Raw genomic sequence first — 18,278 nt, forward strand, 5'->3', positions numbered from 1 at the left:
ACACCGTGTCCCCACAGCGCCGCACCACCCGTAGCGCCCGCGCCGCCGCCCTGACCGCTCTGGCTGCGCTCGCCGCCGGCACCCTGACCGCCCCGCCCGCCGCGGCCGAGGAGGCCGCCGCGCACGTCACCGTCCGGCTCGACCCCAGCTACCAGCAGCAGCCGTTCCAGGGCTGGGGCACCGCGCTGGCCTGGTTCGCCAACGCCACTGGCGACTGGCCGGACGCCAAGCGCAACGAGCTCGCCGACGCCCTGTACGGGGCGAACGGCCTGGGCTTCACCGTCGCCCGCTACAACATCGGCGGCGGCGACAGCCCCGAGACCGTGCCCTACCTGCGCCCGGGCGCGGCCGTGCCCGGCTACTGGAACCGGCCCGCCGCGTACGGCCCGCCCGGCGGCGACACCACCGGGTGGACCGAGCAGCCGAACTGGTGGGACCCGGGCGACCCGGACGACTGGAACCCGCAGGCCGACGCCGCCCAGCGCTGGTGGCTGACCGCCGCAAAGAGCCGCGGCGCCGACACCTTCGAGGCGTTCTCCAACTCCGCGCCGTACTTCATGACCGACAGCGGCCTGGTCTCCGGCGCCGTCAACGGCTGGCAGGACAACCTGCGCCCCGACCAGTACGACCGGTTCGCCGCCTACCTGGCCGGGTCGCTGCAGCGCGCCCAGGCCGCCACCGGCGTCACCTTCGACTCGCTGTCGCCGATGAACGAGCCCGGCACCTCGTACTGGCACGCCGGCGGCCCGCAGGAGGGCTCGCACTGGGACACCGACTCGCAGACCCACCTGGCCACCAGCGTCCGCGCCGCGCTGGACGCGGCTCACCTGACCACGCCCCTGGCCGCGATGGACGAGACCAACCCGGACCTGTTCCGCGACGAGTGGAACGCCTACCCGGCCGCCGCCCGCGCCGCGGTCGGCAGGCTCAACACCCACACCTACTCCACCGGCGGCCGCGGCACCGTGCGCGACCTGGCCAAGGGCGCCGGGCTGCCCGACTGGATGTCCGAGGTGGACCTCGGCGGCTCGGTGCCGCAGAGCTTCACCGACATGTCGCCCGCGCTCGACTTCGCGCACCGGATCACCGACGACGTCCGGGAACTGGAGCCGGGCGCCTGGGTGATGTGGCAGGCCGTCGAGGACTACACCAACATGACCCCCGCCCACGAGAACTCCAACTGGGGCCTGGTCCAGGTCGACCTGAACTCCGCCGACCCGGCGAACGAGCCGCTGCGGCTCAACAAGAAGTACTGGGCGATGGCCAACTACAGCCGCTTCGTCCGGCCCGGCGCCCGGGTGATCGCCACCGACTCCGCCGACACGCTGGCCGCGCTGCGGCCGAACGGCACCGGCGCGGTCGCGGTGTACACCAACTCCACCGGCGCCGCGCAGACCGTCACCCTCGACCTGGCGGGCTTCCAGAGCGTCGACACCTCGGTGCCGGTGCAGCGGTGGACCACCGACGGCGGCAAGAACCTGGTCCGCGAACCCGACCTGGCCGCGACCGCCGCCAAGACCCTGACCGCCACCGTCGGCCCCGGCTCGGTGACCACCTTCGTGCTGCCCGGCGCCACCGGCACCGCCGCCGCGGCCGCCACCGTCCCCACCGGCCGGACCCGCCTGCTGGTCAACGACCACAGCGGCCTGGCGCTGGCCGCCTCCGGCACCGCTGTGGTCCAGCACACCCCGAACACCACCGACACCACCCAGCAGTGGAACTTCACCCGGCTCGCCGGAACGTACGACTCCACCGCCGCCTACCGGATCACCAACGCCAAGAGCGGCAAGGCGCTCAGCGTCGCCGGCGGCGCGCTGTCGCTGGTCTCGGCGGGCAGCTCCACCCAGCAGCAGTGGCTGCTGTCCACCACCGGCGACGGGCACGACACCCTGGTCAACAAGGCCGGCGGCCTGCTGCTGGACGTCAGCAACCAGTCCACCGCGGACGGCGCGCCGGTCGGCGCCTGGACGCCCACCGGCGGCGGCAACCAGTCCTGGGCGATCGGCTCCGCCGCACCCGACGCCTACAAGGGCCTGAAGGTCCGGCTCAGCGGGCGCTGCGCGGAGGTCGCGGGCGGCTCCACCGCCGCGGGCACCGCCGTGGTCCAGCACACCTGCGCCAACGCCACCGACCAGCAGTGGACGCTGCGCCCGGCCGGCGGCCCCGGCCAGGTCAACGTGGTGGTCCGGTCCACCGGCCAGTGCCTGGACGTGGCCGGCGCCTCCACCGCGGACGGCGCGCCGCTGGTGCAGTACCCGTGCAACGGCGGCACGAACCAGCAGTGGTCGGTGCGCGACACCGGCTCCGGGTACGTCACGCTGCTGGCCCGGCACAGCGGCAAGTGCCTGGACGTGAACGGCTCCTCGACGGCCGACGGGGCGGCGCTGGTGCAGCGGCCCTGCACGGGCGCGCCGGGCCAGCAGCTGCTGGCCGGCTGACCGGCCGGCCGCGACGGCGGCGGGCCCCACCTCCGGACCTCCGGGTGGGGCCCGCCGCCGCCGTTCGTTCAGCCGCGCGGGGCGGGCGGGGGCGCGGTGCTGGCCCGCACCACCAGCTCGGGGGCCACCACGACCGGCGCGTCCCCGGCCGTGGCGGGGGCCTCGATCTGGGCCAGCAGCCGGGCCACGCACTGCCGGCCGACCTCCTCGAAGTCCTGCCGGACGGTGGTCAGCGGCGGCAGGTAGTAGGCCGCCTCGGGCAGGTCGTCGAAGCCGGCCACGCTGACGTCCTCGGGGACCCGGCGGCCGGCCTCGTGCAGGGCCCGGAGCAGGCCGAGCGCCAGGTGGTCGTTGGCGGCGAACACCGCGGTGACGTCGGGGCGGGCGGCCAGTTCGCGGCCGATCCGGTAGCCGTCCTCGGCCGTCCAGTCGCCGTACCGCAGCGGGGGCACGGGCGCGCCGGCGGCCTTCAGCGCGGCGTGCCAGGCGGCGGCGCGGCGGCGGGCGGCGTAGGAGTCCTGCGGGCCGCCGAGGTGCCAGACGGTGCGGTGGCCGAGGCCGAGCAGGTGGCGGGTGGCGGCGGTGGCGCCGGCCGCCTGGTCGGTGTCGACCGAGGGGAAGCGGCGCTCCGGGTCGCCGTCGGCGACCACCACCGGGACGCCGGAGGTGACGGAGAAGCCGGGGCGGTCGAGGATCTGCGCCTCGATCACCACCAGCCCGTCCACGGCCTGGTCGGTGAGCTGGCGGACGGCCTGCTGCACGGCGCGCTCGGTCTGGTCCTCGACGCAGACCACGTTCAGCGAGTAGCCGGCCCGCTGGGCGGCGCGCGAGATCGCGGCCAGGGTGCGGGCGTTGCCCTGGGCGGTGACGTCGAAGGTGACCACGCCCAGGACGTGGAAGCGGCCCAGGGTGAGCGCCCGGGCGGCACTGTTGCGCTGGTAGCCGAGCACCCGCATCGCCGACAGCACCCGTTCGCGGGTCTCCGGTTCGACGTTGCTGCGGTTGTTGGCGACCCGGGAGACGGTCTGCGAGGAGACCCCGGCGAGCGCCGCGACGTCGGCCTGCGACGGCGGCCGCGTCCTGCCGCGGGCGGTGCCGTCGGCGGTCGGGCCCTGCTGCATGCGGTCCTCCTTCATGTCTGCGTAAACATGGTAGCGGGGCGGAGATCGGGAAAAGCCACCGCCCCGGCTGCCGGAGCAGTCGGGGCGGTGACCTGGCGGGCGCGGCCGACCCTCAACGGCCGGCCCGCCGTTCCGTCCCCGGCCAGGAGCCGGGCCGCCACGCCCGTGGGGCGGCCCACCGAAGCCCGGTGGCAGGGGGACGGAAGCGCGGGGGGGGTGGGTCAGGCGGGGAGGCCGATGGCGCGTTCGCCGTTGCGGCGCTGTTGGATGACGACGGCGACGACGAGGAGGGCGCCCTGGGCGACGTTCTGCCAGAAGGAGTTGATGCCCTGGACGGTGAGGCCGTTCTCCAGGGCGCCGAGCAGGGCGACGGCGAGCAGGGTGCCGCCGATGCCGCCCTTGCCGCCCTTGAGGGCGCAGCCGCCGAGGGCGGCGGCGGTGATGGCCTTGAGTTCCAGGCCCTCGCTGCCGGAGGTGGGTTGGCCGGAGCCGGTGCGGGCGGTGAGCAGGATGCCGGCGAGGGCGGCGACGGTGCCGATCAGGCCGTAGACGGCGATCAGGTACTTGTTGATGTTGATGCCGGCGAGGCGGGCGGCGGTGTCGTTGCCGCCGATGGCGTAGAGGTTGCGGCCGAGGTCGGTGCGGGCCAGCAGGACGTGCACGGCGAGCGCGACCAGGACCAGCAGCCAGACCATGACGGGCAGTCCGGCGATCCTGCCGCGGCCGAGGAAGACGAACACCGGGTCGCCGAGGACGTAGCCCTGGGCGCGGCCGTCGGAGATCAGCTGGGCGAGGCCCTTGTAGGCGGCGAGTCCGGCGAGGGTGGCGATGGTGGGGTTGACCCGGCCGTGCACGATGACCGCGCCGTTGAGCAGGCCGATCAGCAGGCCGACGGCGACGGCGGCGGCGATGCCCGCGTAGGCGTTGGAGCCCGCGGAGGTGAAGGCCATCGCGGAGACGACGGAGGCGACGCCGGCCTGCGAGCCGACGGAGATGTCCAGGCCGCCGCAGATGATGACGACGGTCTGCACGACGGCCAGCAGGCCGGTGATGGTGGCGGCCTCGGCGATCACCTGGAGGTTGCCCAGGCTCAGGTAGTTGTCGTTGAGCGTCCCGAACACGGCGAGCACCACGACCAGGGCGCCGATCAGGCTGAGGTGCTGGGCGCCGAGCCGGGCGATCAGCGAGGGGAGGACGGAGCCCCGGGCGGCCTCGGGCCGGGCGGGCGGGCTGGTCAGGGCGGTCATGAGGTGGCTCCAGGGGAGGGGTTGCGGGGCGTGAGGTCGTCGGCCATGGCGAGGTGCAGGACGGCTTCCTCGGTGGCGTCGGCGCGGTCGAGTTCGCCGGTGATCCGGCCGCCCTGCATGACGACGATGCGGTCGGCCAGGCCGAGCAGTTCGGGCAGTTCGGAGGAGATCACCAGCAGGGCGACGCCCTGTTCGGCGAGGTCGGCGATGATCCGGTAGATCTCGGCCTTGGCGCCGACGTCGATGCCGCGGGTGGGCTCGTCGAGGATCAGCACCTCGGGTTTGCGGGCCAGCCAGCGGGCGAGGACGACCTTCTGCTGGTTGCCGCCGGAGAGCTTGCGCACCTCGTGCTCGATCGAGGGGGTGCGCACCCGCAGCCGCTCGGTGTACTCCCGGGCCAGTTCGCGTTCTGCGCCGCGGCGCACGAAGCGGAAGCGGCGCAGGCGCTCCAGCACCGCCACCGAGGTGTTGTCGCGGATCGAGCGGTGCAGGAACAGGGCCTGGGCCTTGCGCTCCTCGGGCGCCAGGCCGAGTCCGGCCCGGATCGCCCGGCCCGGGCTGCCGCCCAGCGGCTTGCCGTTGAGCGTGGCGGTGCCGGAGCGGATCGGCAGGTCCCCGGCCAGCGCCAGGGCCAGCTCGGAGCGCCCGGCGCCGATCAGCCCGGCCAGGCCGACCACCTCCCCGGCGTGCACCCGCAGGTCGATGCCGTGCACGTCGTCGGTGGTGACGCCGCAGACGTCGAGCACGACCCGGTCGGTGGCCACCCGTTCGCGGGTGAACATCGCGGACAGGTCGCGGCCCACCATCAGCCGCACCAGCTCGCCCTCGTTCGTGGCGGCGGCGTCCTGGACGCCCGCGAGTTCACCGTCGCGCAGCACGGCGATCCGGTCGGCCAGCTGGAAGATCTCCTGCATCCGGTGCGAGACGTAGACGACCGCGACCCCGTCGGCGCGCAGGCGCCGGATGAGGGCGAACAGCGCCTCCACCTCCTGCTCGGAGAGCGAGGAGGTGGGCTCGTCGAAGGCGATGACCTTCGCCTCTCCGGTCAGTGCCCGCAGGATCTCCACCAACTGGCGCTGCGCGGGGGTGAGTTGCGAGCCGAGCAGGTCGGGGTCGAGGACGCCCGCGAAGCCCAGGCGCTCCAGGTCGGCCAGGATGCGGCGGCGCAGCTCGGCCCGGTCCAGGCGGCGGCCGGCCCGGCGCGGCAGGGAGCCCGCGTAGACGTTCTCGGCGACGGTGACGTGCGGGATGATCTCCGGCTCCTGCGGGATGATCCGGATCCCGGCGGCCCGGGCGTCGGCCGGGGAGCGCAGGTCGAGGCGGTGGCCGTCCAGGTGCAGGTGGCCCTCGGTGGGCTGGTGGTCGCCGGTGAGGATCTTCAGCAGGGTGGACTTGCCCGCCCCGTTCTCGCCCATCAGCGCGGTGACCTGCCCTCCGGGGAAGTCGAGGGTGACGCCGCCGAGCGCCCGGACGGCGCCGAAGCGCTTGCCGACGGCGACGACGCCGGCCGTGCCGGGCGGGAGCGGTGGCGGGGAGTGGTCGGGTGGGGTGGTCATGGCGGGTCACCTCGGAGCGGACGGGCGAACGGGCGGAGGGCGCGGCGCGCAGGAGAAGCGCGCAGGAGAAGGAAGGGGAGCGAGGGAGGGTGGGCCCCCGGCCCGGCGGGGGCAGCCGGGCCGGGCCGGGGGCGGCTCGGGCGGGTCAGCTGCAGCTGACGCCGGCGTCCTGCCAGTCGGCGGCGTCCACCATCCGGGTCGGCGCGAACGCCTCGGCGGGGAACTCCTTGCCGTTCTTGAGCTTGTCGTACACGGTCTGGACGGCCAGTGCGCCGACGTCCTTGCCGTTGATGAACAGCGCGGCCTTCATGCCGCTGGGCTGCCCGCTCTTCCAGTCCTTGCAGGCCAGGTAGGCGCCGAGGCCGACGCCGGCCACGTCCTCGGCCTTGAAGCCTGCGTTGGCCAGCGCGGTGACGCCGCCCTGCACGTTCTCGTCGTTGCAGCCCCACACCACCCAGTGCTTGACGCCCGGGTTGGCGGTGACGGTGGCGGCGACCTTGTCCTGGGCGCCGGTGGGGGTGTTGTCGGTGGCGACGTCGATGGCCTTGACGCCGGGGACGGCGGCGTCGAACGCCTGCCGGGCGCCCTTGACCCGGTCGCCGCAGACCGTGACGTCCTGCTTCCAGGCGGAGATCACCCGGGTGTCGGCGGCGCTCCAGCCGGCCTTGGTGAACTCCTCGGCGGCGCGCTTGCCGACCTCGCCGCCCATCTGGGCGCCGGAGAAGCCGATCCGCGGCACCAGCTGCTCCTTGGCGCAGGCGGCCGGGTCGGGGCCGTCGGCGCAGATCTGGTCGTCCGAGGTGAGCAGGGCGACCTTGGCGTCCCGGGCGGCCTGGACGACCTGCGGGCCGACCGCCGGGTCGGGGACGACCACGATCAGGCCGTTGGACTTCTGGGCGAGTGCGGACTGCACCTCGCTGACCGTCTTGTTGGCGTCGTTGCCGAGGTTGACGACCTTCAGGTCGACACCGAGCTCGGCGGCCTTGGCCTTGGCGCCGGCCGCCTCGCCGACGAAGTACTCCTGGTCGCCCTGCTTCTGCAGGTAGGTGATCGAGATCTTCCCGTCCACCTTGGCGACGCCGCCGTCGCCGGACCCGGACTGCTGTCCGGTCGAGCAGGCGGTGGCGGCCAGGCCCAGGGCGAGCAGCAGGGCTGCGGCCGAGGCGGTGCGGGAGGAGGGGGCGGTTCGAGGCATGGGGACGCTCCTTGGCGCAGGAGTCCGGACCGGCGCGAGACTGGCGCACTGAAGTCAACAGACAACCGAACACGATCAAACGTGATGCAACAATGAGAGGGGTGGGGACTCGCCGGAGTCAAGCCGGGCGACCCACCGATACCGGGTCGTGATCTGGCCGCCGATCCGGCCGGACCCGCCACCGCCCGCCCGACCGCCACCGCGACGACCGCCGTGACCTGCGGCTTCTCCGAGCGGATCGGGCGCCCGCCGGGGCCGCCGCCCGATCACGAAGCGGCATCACGACGCAACAACGGCTTGACGCCCCGGCAACACCGGGTCAACACTCGTCGCCAACACCATGTTGGCGTAAACATCCGCCGAAGGGCACTTCCCGTGAGCACGTCGCAGCGCACCACCTCCAGTCCCGCCCGGTCCCGCTCCGCCCCCGCCACCCGCCGTCCCCGCAACCGCGGTGCCCGGCACGGCGGTTGGGGCTTCGCGTTCTTCGCGCCGTTCCTGGTGGTGTTCGTGATCGGGGTCGCGGCGCCGCTCGGCTACGCCGCCTACCTGAGCCTGTTCCAGGACCGGCTGATCGGCGGCACCGTCTTCGTCGGGCTGGAGAACTACCGCCGGGCCCTGGGCGACGAACTGTTCCGGGCCGGCCTGTGGCGGGTGCTGATGTTCCTGCTGGTGCAGGTCCCGGTGATGCTCGGCCTGGCCCTGCTGGCCGCGCTCGCCGTCGACAGCGGCCGGCTGCGCCGCCCCGGCCTGTTCCGGATCGGCGTCTTCGTCCCGTACGCGGTGCCCGCCGTGGTCGCCTCGCTGATGTGGGGCTACCTGTACGGCGACCGGTTCGGACTCGCCGGGCAGATCGGCGACTTCCTCGGCACGAAGCTGCCCGACCTGCTCGGCCCGGACTGGATGCTCGCCTCCATCGGCAACGTGGTGACCTGGCAGTACACCGGCTACAACATGCTGATCCTGTACGCCGCGCTGCGCACCGTGCCCACCGAGCTGTACGAGGCCGCGGCGCTGGACGGGGCCGGCGAGTTCCGCAAGGCGTGGAGCATCAAGCTCCCCGCGGTCCGCCCGGCCCTGGTGCTGGCCACGGTGTTCTCGATCATCGGCACCTTCCAGCTGTTCAACGAGCCCAACGTGATGCAGTCGCTGGCGCCGAACGTGGTCTCCACCAGCTACACGCCCAACATGTACGCCTACAACCTGGCCTTCAACGGCCAGCAGTTCAACTACTCGGCAGCCGTCGCCGTGGTCCTCGGCGGCGTCACCGCCGTGATCGCCTACGCCGTCCAGCTCCGGTCGATGCGGAAGGGGCAGGGCGCATGAGCAGCAGCACCACCACCACCATCACGAAGCGGCGGCCGCGCCGCGGCCGGGCCAGCAACGCGCTCACCCTGGCGATGGCCCTGATGCTCGGCTACGCGCTGCTCCCGCTGGTGTGGCTGTTCATGGCCTCCACCAAGGACACCGCCTCGCTGATGGACAGCTTCGGCCTGTGGTTCGGCCACGGCTTCCACCTGTTCGGCAACATCGCCGACGTGCTGAGCTACGACCACGGCATCTACCTGCGCTGGTTCGGCAACACCCTGCTGTACGCGGTGGTCGGCGCCGGCGGCGCCGCGTTCATCGCCACCGCCGCCGGGTACGGCCTGGCCAAGTACCGCTTCCGCGGCCGCACCGCGCTGGCCGCCACCGTGCTCGGCGCGATCGCCATCCCCGGCACCGCGCTGGCCGTCCCCACCTACCTGCTGTTCAGCAAGGCCGGGATCGTCGACACCCCGTGGGCGGTGCTGCTGCCCTCGCTGGTCAGCCCGTTCGGCGTCTACCTGATGCGGGTGTACGCCGCCGAGGCGGTCCCGGACTCGATGCTGGAGGCCGCCCGGATCGACGGCGCGGGCGAGCTGCGCACCTTCTTCACCGTCTCGCTGCGGCTGCTCGCCCCCGGCTTCGTCACCGTCCTGCTGTTCGCCCTGGTCGCGACCTGGAACAACTACTTCCTGCCGCTGATCGTGCTCAGCGACCCGAAGTGGTTCCCGCTGACCGTCGGCCTCAACCAGTGGAACGCGCTGGCCACCGGCGCGGCCGGCAGCGGCGCCACCACCACCGACTTCTACCCGCTGGTCGTCACCGGCAGCCTGCTGGCGATCGTCCCGCTGGTGGTCGCCTTCCTCTTCCTGCAGCGCTACTGGCAGTCCGGCCTGTCGGCCGGCTCCGTCAAGGAATGACGGCACCTGCCCCTCCCTCCGCCCCTCCACAGCAAGGAACCACCATGTCTCCCGCACCCGCCCGCCGCCGCAGACTCGCGGCCCTCGTCCCGGCCGCCGCCCTGGTGCTCGGCCTGACCGCCTGCGGTTCCTCCGGCGCCGGGTCCGCCGCCCCGGCGGTCACCGACCCCGCCGCGGCGCTGGACACCCCCACCACGCTGACCTTCTGGACCTGGGCGCCGAACATCGACAAGACGGTCGCGCTGTTCGAGCAGAAGTACCCGAAGATCAAGGTGAACGTGGTCAACGCCGGCCAGTCCGCCACCGAGTACACCAAGATGCAGACCGCGATCAAGGCCGGCAGCGGCGGCCCCGACGTCGCCCAGGTCGAGTACTTCGCACTGCCCGAGTTCGCGCTCTCCAAGCGGCTGGTGGACCTCAAGCAGTACGGCGCGGCCGGCCTGGAGTCGAAGTTCACCCCGTCCGCCTGGTCGCAGGTCGCGCTGAACGGCGGCGTCTGGGCCGTCCCGCAGGACACCGGCCCGATGGCGATGTTCTACAACCAGAAGCTCTTCGACCAGCTCGGCCTGAAGCCGCCCACCACCTGGGCCGAGTTCGAGGACGTCGCGGTGAAGATCAAGGCGTCCGACCCGAACCGCTTCATCACCTCCATCGACCCCGGTGACGCGGGCGGCCTGGACAGCTTCATCTGGCAGGCCGGCGGCCGGCCCTTCCAGCAGAAGGACGCCGGCAACGTCGCGGTCGACCTCCAGGACCCGGGCAGCAAGAAGGTCGCCGACCTGTGGTCCTCGCTGCTGCAGCGCAAGCTGGTCGACGCCGCGCCCGGCTGGACCAACGAGTGGTGGCAGAGCATGGACAGCGGCCGCTACGCGATGTGGCTGATCGGCGCCTGGGCGCCCGGCAACATCGCCTCCACCATCCCGAACACCGCCAAGGACTGGCGGGTCGCGCCGATGCCGCAGTGGTCGACGGGCGACAAGGTCTCCGCGGAGAACGGCGGCTCGGCCGTCGCGGTGCCCACCTCCAGCAAGCACCAGGCCGCCGCCGCGGCGTTCGCCATCTGGCTGAACTCCGACCCGGAGGCCGTCCGCTCGCTCAACGACAACGGCCTCTTCCCGGCCACCACCGGCCTGCTCACCGACCCGGCCTTCCTGGACAAGCCGCTGGACGCGCTCGGCGGCCAGAAGGCCAACCGGATCCTCGCCGACTCCTCCGCCACCGTCGGCACCGGCTGGCAGTACCTGCCGTACCAGGTGTACGCCAACTCGGTCTTCAAGGACACCGTCGGCCAGTCCGTGAACGGCGGCGACCTGAACGCCGGCCTGGGCGCCTGGCAGAAGCGGATCGCCGACTACGGCAACCAGCAGGGCTTCAAGGTCACCACGCCGTGACCCCCGGCCGGTGCCCGCCCGCCCCGCCGCGGGCGGGCGGGCACCGGCCCCCTCCCCCCAGCACCCCAGGAGCAGCAACCCCATGCCCGTCCTCGACACCGACGGCGGCGAGTTCACCCTCGACGGCGCCCCGTTCCGCATCCTCTCCGGCGGCCTGCACTACTTCCGGATCCACCCCGACCACTGGACCGACCGCCTGCGCAAGGCCCGGCTGATGGGCCTCAACACGGTCGAGACGTACGTCCCGTGGAACCTCCACCAGCCCCGGCCCGGCGAGTTCCGCTTCGACGGCGGGCTCGACCTGCCGGCCTTCCTCGACCTCGCCGCCGCCGAGGGCCTGCACGTGCTGCTCCGCCCCGGCCCGTACATCTGCGCCGAGTGGGAGGGCGGCGGCCTGCCGTCCTGGCTGCTCACCGACCCCGGCGTGCGGCTGCGCAGCAACCACCCCGGCTACCTGCACGCCGTCGAGGGCTGGTTCGGCGCGCTGCTACCCCGGGTCCTGGACCGGCTCGCCACCCGCGGCGGCCCGGTGCTGGCCGTCCAGGTGGAGAACGAGTACGGCGCGTACGGCGACGACACCTCGCACCTCGCCCACCTCGCCGAACTGCTGCGCCGGCACGGCGTGGACGTCCCGCTGTTCACCTGCGACCAGCCCGGCGACCTGGCCCGCGGCGCGCTGCCCGGCACCCTGGCCACCGTCAACTTCGGCAGCCGCGCCCGCCAGGGCCTCGCCGCGCTGGACGAACTGCGGCCCGGGCAGCCCAAGCTGTGCGCCGAGTTCTGGATCGGCTGGTTCGACCGGTGGGGCGGCCGGCACGTGGTGCGCGACGCCGAGGACGCCGCCCGCGAACTCGACGAGCTGCTCGCCACCGGCGCCTCGGTCAACCTGTACATGTTCCACGGCGGCACCAACTTCGGCTTCACCAACGGCGCCAACGACAAGCACACCTACCGGCCCACCGTCACCAGCTACGACTACGACTCGCCCCTCGACGAGGCCGGCGACCCCACCGCCAAGTACCACGCCTTCCGCGAGGTGCTCGCCAAGTACGCCCCGTCGATGGCCGAACCGGCCCCCGCCGCCGGGCCCAAGCTGCCCGCCGCCACCGTCCAGCTCACCGAGAGCGCCCCGCTGCTCGCCGACCTGCCGGTGCTAGGCACCGCCGTGCCCGCGCTGCGCCCGCTCACCATGGAGGAGCTCGGCCAGGACTTCGGCTTCGTCCTCTACAAGGCGGTGCTGCCCGCCGCCGGCCCCGCCCTGCTGGAGGTCGGCGCCGTCGCCGACCGCGCCCAGGTGTTCGTCGACGGCCAGCCCGTGGGCGTGCTGGAGCGCGAGAACCACGAGCGGGCGATCGCCTTCCACGTCCCGCGGGCCGGCGCCGTGCTGCGGCTGCTGGTGGAGAACCAGGGCCGGGTCAACTACGGCGAGGGCCTGCACGACCGCAAGGGCCTGCACGGGCCGGTGCTCCTCAACGGCGCGGAGCTGACCGGCTGGACCAGCCTGCCGCTGCCGCTGGACGACCTCGGCGAGCTCTCCTTCACCGGCACCGCCGGCCCCGTCCCCGGCCCGGTCTTCCACCGCGGCACCTTCCACGTCGACGAGCCCGCCGACACCTTCCTGCACCTGCCCGGCTGGACCAAGGGCAACGCCTGGGTCAACGGCTTCCCGCTCGGCCGCCACTGGTCCCGCGGCCCCCAGTGCTCGCTGTACGTCCCCGGCCCGGCCCTGCGCCCCGGGCCGAACGAGCTCACCGTGCTGGAACTGCACGCCGCCCCGTCCCACCGCACCGCCCGGCTGCTCCCCCACCCCGACCTCGGCCCCACCGAGGAGTAGCCCCGACCCCGACCAGTGCACCCCGGCGGCCGCCGCGCCGCCGGGGGCTTCGGCCTGCCCGCGACCAGGGAGAACACCGGCAATCACCATAATCAAACATGATCCATCAGGAAACTCGTCCGTAACCTTGACACAACCAAACAGTGCTCTGAGACTCTCAGCAGTGTCCGCCCGACCGCCCGGGCGCCTTCCCCCACCGCGAGCAGGAGTCCCGCCATGTCCTCGCCCCACCTCTCGCTGGACCGCCGGCAGTTCGTCACCGCCGCCGCCCTGACCGCCGGGGCCACCGCCCTCGGCGGGGCCCTGCTCCCCGCCGTCCGCGCCGCCGCCGCCGTCCCCCCGCAGGTCGCCCTCCCGCAGCGCGGCAGCTACGACACCGCGCAGGCCACCGCCTGGACCGACGGCTTCGTCACCGGCAACGGCACCCACGGCGCGGTGCCCCACGGCACCCCCGCCCTGGAGCGGGTCGTCCTCAACCACCACTCCTTCGTGCTCCCCAACGGCACCCGCGACCTCCTGCCGCCCGTCCTCTCCGGCAGCCTCGACACCGTCCGCGACAAGGCGCTGGCCGGCGACTACTGGGGCGCCGCTGGGACCTTCGCCGAAGGCTGGTCGCTGCGCTGGACGCAGACCTTCCACCCCGGCTACGAGCTGCGGCTGAACAGCCCGGCCATGACCACCGCCGACAACTACGCCCGGATCGTCGACTACCGCACCGGCGAGGTCACCCACACCTGGACCGACAGCGCCGGCACCTGGAAGCGGCACGTCTTCGCCTCCCGGGCCGACGACGTGGTCGTGCACGAGCTGCTGCCCGCCACCGGCCAGACCGTCAACACCACCGTCACCGCGTACACCGCGCTCGACGGCGCCCCCGCGGACGTGACGTTCACGACGACCGCCGCCAGGGTCTCCACCACCGAGGGCACCCTCGACGTGCGCGGCACCTACCCGGCCGGGCAGGGCGCGTACGGCTTCGAGGGCGTCACCCGGGTCGTGGTCACCGGCAGCAAGGCCACCGTCACGGCCTCCGGCGGCGGCCTGGTGGTCGCCAAGGCCGCCAAGGTGCTGCTGCTCACCAAGCTCGGCAGGTACGAGAACGCCACCGGGTGGAACGCCAGGCCGCTGCAGACCGCCCTGGCCGCGCTGCCCGCCGACTACACCACCCTGCTCGGACGGCACACGCCGCTGCACCAGGCGCTGTTCGACTCCTCCAGTCTCGACCTCGGGGTGTCCAGCGCCGACCGGCAGCTGTCCACCGGCGAACTGATCGCCCGCCAGAACGGCGACCGCTCCACCGTCGACCTCGCCCTGCTGGAGCGGATGTACGACTCCGGCCGCTACCTGTTCGCCAGCTCCAGCGGCCTGCTGCCGCCCCGCCTCACCGGCCTGTGGACCGGCTCCTGGAACGCCGCCTGGGCTGACGACATCACCACCGACGCCAACATCAACCTCCAGGTCGCGGGCGGCAACCTCCTCGGCCAGGACGGCGCCATGAACGCCTACTTCACCCTGGTCCTCGGCCAGCTCGCCGACTGGCGCGACAACGCCACCCGCCTGTACGGCGCCCGCGGCTTCCTCGCCCCGACCCGCACCGACGGCGAGCACGGCCACATGCTGCACTTCGACGGCGGCTTCCCCGGCCAGTGCTGGACCGGCGGCGCCGACTGGCTGCTGTACCCGCTGCTGGAGCACTACCAGGTCACCGGCGACGCCGCGTTCCTGCGCGACAAGCTCGGCCCGGCACTGATGGAACTCGCGCTGTTCTACGAGGACTTCCTCACCCGCACCGACAGCAGCGGCAAGGCGGTCTTCGTCCCGTCCTTCTCGGTGGAGAACTCCCCGTCCAACACCGGGCAGATGCTCTCGGTCAACGCCACCGGCGACATCATGGCCGGCCGGCACGCCCTGCAGGCCGCGATCGACGCGGCGAACGCCCTCGGCCTCGAACAGGGCTCCGGCCAGGGCGTGGCCCGCTGGACGGCACTGCTCGGCAAGCTCCCCGACTACACCGTCAACGGCGACGGCGCGCTCGCCGAGTGGTCCTGGCCCGGGCTGCAGGACCGCTACAACCACCGGCACGTCCAGCACCTGTACGGGGCCTGGCCGCTGCACGAGATCAACCCCGAGGAGCGGCCCGACCTGGTCCGCGCGGCCGGCCGCGCCCTGGATCTGCGCGGCGACGAGAACTACTCGGCGCACGGCAGCCTGCACCGGGCGCTGGCCCGGGCCCGGCTCAAGGACGGCGCCGGCGTCCTCGACAACATCCGCAAGATCCTCGGCAGCAACATGGTGTGGCGCTCCCTGGTGACCTCGCACAACCCCGACCTGACCACCTACAACTGCGACGCCGCCAACGCGCTGCCGGGCGTCCTCGCCGAGGCCCTGCTGTACACCCGCCCCGGCGTGCTGGAGATCCTGCCCGCGCTGCCCGAACAGATCGTCAAGGGCACCGTCCGGGGCGTCCGGGGTCGGAACCGCGTCCTGGTGGAGAGCCTGGCCTGGGACACCTCGGCCCGCACCGCCACCGCCACCCTGGTCTCCGACACCACCCAGACCCTCACCTTCATCTGCCGCCGCGGCATCGCCGCGCTCTCCACCACCGCGGCCACCGGCACCTCCCCGCTCGGCGCCCACGCCCGGACCCTGACCCTGACCGCCGGCACCCGCACCACCGTCACCGTCACCACGCTGGCCGGCACCTACCGCCTGGTCAACCGGGCCGGCGGCCAGGTCCTCGACGTGGCGAACCAGGCGACCTGGGACGGCGCCCAGGTCGTCCAGTGGCCCTGGAACGGCGGCGCCAACCAGAAGTGGCAGCTGCTGCCCGACTACGACGGCTCGTTCCGGCTCGCCAACGCCAACAGCGGCAAGGTCCTCGACGACCCCGGCTCCTCCCCCACCCCCGGCCAGGCCCTCGACCAGTGGACGGACACCCGCAGCCCCAACCAGTGGTGGAACCTCGTCCCCGCCGCGAGCGGGTACGTCCGCCTGGTCAACGTCTCCAGCGGCCTGTGCCTCGACGTCGCGGGCGACTCCCCGGACGCGGGCGCGGCCATCGTCCAGGCCGCCGCCAGCGGCGCCCCCTCCCAGGACTGGACGCTCGTACCCGTCTGACCGGATCACGGCCCCGCCCCGTCGACCACCCCTCCTCTCCCCCGAAGGAGCAGCCATGTCCCCCACCCCCCGCCCCGTCAGCAGGCGCGGCCTGCTGGCCGCAGCCGGTGCCGCGACCGCCCTCGGCCTGCTGCGGTTCGCCCCCGGGGCCGCCGCCAGCGACGGCCCGACGGCCTACACCGCGAGCTGGCCCTCCGTGGACCAGCACCCCCCGGCCCCGGCCTGGTTCCAGGACGCCAAGTTCGGGATCTACTACCACTGGGGCGCCTTCAGCGTCCCCGCGTTCGGCAACGAGTGGTACCCGCGCACCATGTACAACAGCGGCTCGTCCGAGAACCAGCACCACATCGCCACCTACGGCGACCCCTCCGTGTGGCCCTACAGCAACTTCATCGACGGCGCCCGCGACCGGGCCAGGAACCCCGTCAAGTTCGCCCCCAAGCTGGTGTCCAAGGGCGGCAACTGGGACCCGAACGCCTGGGCCCGGCTGTTCAAGGCGGCGGGCGCGAGGTTCGCCGGCCCGGTCGCCGAGCACCACGACGGCTTCTCCATGTGGAACAGCCGCGTCAACCCGTGGAACTCGGTCCAACGCGGCCCCAGGCTCGACCTGCTCGGACTCCAGGGGCAGGCCATCCGAGGTCAGGGCCTGAAGTTCATGGCCGCGATGCACCACGCCTACAACTTCAACGGCTTCTACGAGTACGTGCCCTACCAGTCGGACCCGACGCTCCGGATCCTCTACGGGCAGCAGGGCGCGGCCGCGGAGAACCAGCTCTGGTACGACAAGCTGGCCGAGGTCGTCGACGGCTACCAACCGGACCTGATCTGGCAGGACTTCGCCCTGGACCGGGTCGACGAGGCCGCCCGGCTCAAGTTCCTCTCGTACTACTACAACAAGGCCGTCTCCTGGAACAAGGACGTGGTCGCCACCTACAAGGACGGCTTCGACGACCTGGGTGAGGTCTACGACTTCGAGCGCGGCGGCCCGTCCGGACTGCTCACCCCCTACTGGCTGACGGACGACAGCATCTCCTCGTCGAGCTGGTGCTACACAGTCGGCATCGGCTACTACACCCCGCAGGCGATGCTGCACTCGCTGATCGACAGGGTCAGCAAGGGCGGAACCGTGCTGCTCAACATCGCGCCGATGGCCGACGGCACCATCCCCGCCGACCAGCAGTCCGTCCTGCTCGGCATGGGCGACTGGCTCGGCCGCTTCGGCGAGGCCGTCTACGCCACCCGTGCCTGGAGCACCTACGGCGAGGGTCCCACCCCGATGGGCGGCGGCTCGTTCAGCGGCCCGAAGGCCGGCACCGCGCAGGACATCCGGTTCACCCGCAGCCAGGACAACACGGTGCTCTACGCCACCGCACTCGGCTGGCAGGGCGGCACCATGACCATCGCCACGCTCGGCTCCGACCGGATCAACCTCGGCGGCCTCACCCGAGCCCAACTGCTCGGCAACACCGCGGGAACCGCCGTCGACCTGCCCGCCCCCGTCCAGGACGGCAGCGGCCTGCACCTGGCCATGCCCTCCACCGCCCCGCCCTTCCCCGCCCTCGCCTACACCGTCAAGCTGACCTTCGCGGGCAGGATCCCCGCCCTGGGCGCACCGGCCGCCACGGCCACCTGGGTCGAGATCGCCAACGCGCGCAGCGGTCTGGCCCTCGACGGCGGCGGCGACGTCGCCGCCGGAGCCGACCTCGGGCAGTGGGCCTACGACGGGAGCCCCAACCTCCAGTGGCAGCTCGTCGACCTGGGCAACGGGTACTACCGCATCACGAACCGCACCAACGGCATGGCCGCCGACAGCTGGGGCGACTCCGGCAACGGCGCCCGGGCGAGGCAGGCGCCGTGGAACGGCGGCCACAACCAGCAGTGGGCGTTCAACAGCGTCGGCGACGGCCGCTACCAGATCGTCAACCGCGGCACCGGCACCGCCCTCGACGGCGGCGGCAGCACCGCGCCCGGCGCCCCCGCGGTGCTGTGGGCGCCGAACCCCGACCCCAACAACGAGTGGACCGTCACCGGCAGCTGACCACGGCAACAGCACGGCGCGGACCGGCCGGGGCGCCGGGGAGGATGCCCCGCCGAGGAGCAGCCCCCTCGGCGGGGCGGGCCTCCCGAGCGGCGGGGCGGGCTTCCCGGGCGGCG

The 18,278-nt window shown here is 73.2% G+C and carries 11 protein-coding genes; 7 read left to right on the plus strand and 4 right to left on the minus strand.

Annotated features, from left to right (window positions below; genetic code table 11):
* The first annotated feature begins 5 nt into the window (after window positions 1–5).
* Window positions 6–2,438 carry an RICIN domain-containing protein gene (locus EDD39_RS30935; RefSeq protein WP_123562381.1) on the plus strand — a complete coding sequence of 811 codons (2,433 nt, stop codon included), beginning with the start codon at window positions 6–8 and terminating at the stop codon, window positions 2,436–2,438.
* A gap of 68 nt (window positions 2,439–2,506) precedes the next feature.
* Here EDD39_RS30935 and EDD39_RS30940 read toward each other — a convergent pair whose 3' ends face one another.
* From EDD39_RS30940 to EDD39_RS30955, 4 genes are all read right to left on the minus strand, one after another.
* Window positions 2,507–3,574, minus strand: a complete 1,068-nt coding sequence (locus tag EDD39_RS30940; RefSeq protein WP_123562383.1) for a LacI family DNA-binding transcriptional regulator — start codon at window positions 3,572–3,574, stop codon at window positions 2,507–2,509.
* Window positions 3,575–3,780: 206 nt separating this feature from the next.
* Window positions 3,781–4,806, minus strand: a complete 1,026-nt coding sequence (locus tag EDD39_RS30945) for an ABC transporter permease (protein ID WP_123562385.1) — start codon at window positions 4,804–4,806, stop codon at window positions 3,781–3,783.
* Window positions 4,803–6,362, minus strand: a complete 1,560-nt coding sequence (locus EDD39_RS30950) for a sugar ABC transporter ATP-binding protein (RefSeq protein WP_123562387.1) — start codon at window positions 6,360–6,362, stop codon at window positions 4,803–4,805. The genes EDD39_RS30945 and EDD39_RS30950 overlap by 4 nt, the downstream gene beginning before the upstream one ends.
* 145 nt (window positions 6,363–6,507) lie before the next feature.
* Complete coding sequence (locus EDD39_RS30955) at window positions 6,508–7,557, minus strand: substrate-binding domain-containing protein (protein ID WP_123562389.1); 1,050 nt, start codon at window positions 7,555–7,557, stop codon at window positions 6,508–6,510.
* 375 nt (window positions 7,558–7,932) lie between these two features.
* Between EDD39_RS30955 and EDD39_RS30960 the strand changes: the two genes are divergently transcribed.
* The 6 genes from EDD39_RS30960 (at window position 7,933) to EDD39_RS30985 (ending at window position 18,162) form a co-directional block, all read left to right on the plus strand.
* The gene (locus tag EDD39_RS30960; RefSeq protein ID WP_162870263.1) at window positions 7,933–8,883 is read left to right on the plus strand and encodes a carbohydrate ABC transporter permease; all 951 of its coding nucleotides are present in this window, start codon (window positions 7,933–7,935) and stop codon (window positions 8,881–8,883) included.
* Window positions 8,880–9,782, plus strand: coding sequence for a carbohydrate ABC transporter permease (locus EDD39_RS30965; protein WP_123562391.1), 903 nt, complete (start codon window positions 8,880–8,882; stop codon window positions 9,780–9,782). The genes EDD39_RS30960 and EDD39_RS30965 overlap by 4 nt, the downstream gene beginning before the upstream one ends.
* Window positions 9,783–9,826: 44 nt before the next feature.
* Window positions 9,827–11,173: an ABC transporter substrate-binding protein gene (locus tag EDD39_RS30970; RefSeq protein WP_123562393.1), complete on the plus strand. Its 1,347-nt coding sequence runs from the start codon at window positions 9,827–9,829 to the stop codon at window positions 11,171–11,173.
* Window positions 11,174–11,255: 82 nt separating this feature from the next.
* Window positions 11,256–13,007: a glycoside hydrolase family 35 protein gene (locus tag EDD39_RS30975; RefSeq protein ID WP_123562395.1), complete on the plus strand. Its 1,752-nt coding sequence runs from the start codon at window positions 11,256–11,258 to the stop codon at window positions 13,005–13,007.
* A gap of 216 nt (window positions 13,008–13,223) precedes the next feature.
* A complete protein-coding gene (locus EDD39_RS30980; protein WP_123562397.1) occupies window positions 13,224–16,124 on the plus strand; it encodes a glycosyl hydrolase family 95 catalytic domain-containing protein in 2,901 nt (966 codons plus the stop codon).
* 55 nt (window positions 16,125–16,179) lie between these two features.
* Window positions 16,180–18,162, plus strand: coding sequence for an alpha-L-fucosidase (locus tag EDD39_RS30985; protein ID WP_123562398.1), 1,983 nt, complete (start codon window positions 16,180–16,182; stop codon window positions 18,160–18,162).
* Window positions 18,163–18,278 lie beyond the last annotated feature (116 nt).

The sequence above is a fragment of the Kitasatospora cineracea genome, assembly GCF_003751605.1.
GTDB classification, from domain to species: Bacteria; Actinomycetota; Actinomycetes; order Streptomycetales; family Streptomycetaceae; genus Kitasatospora; species Kitasatospora cineracea.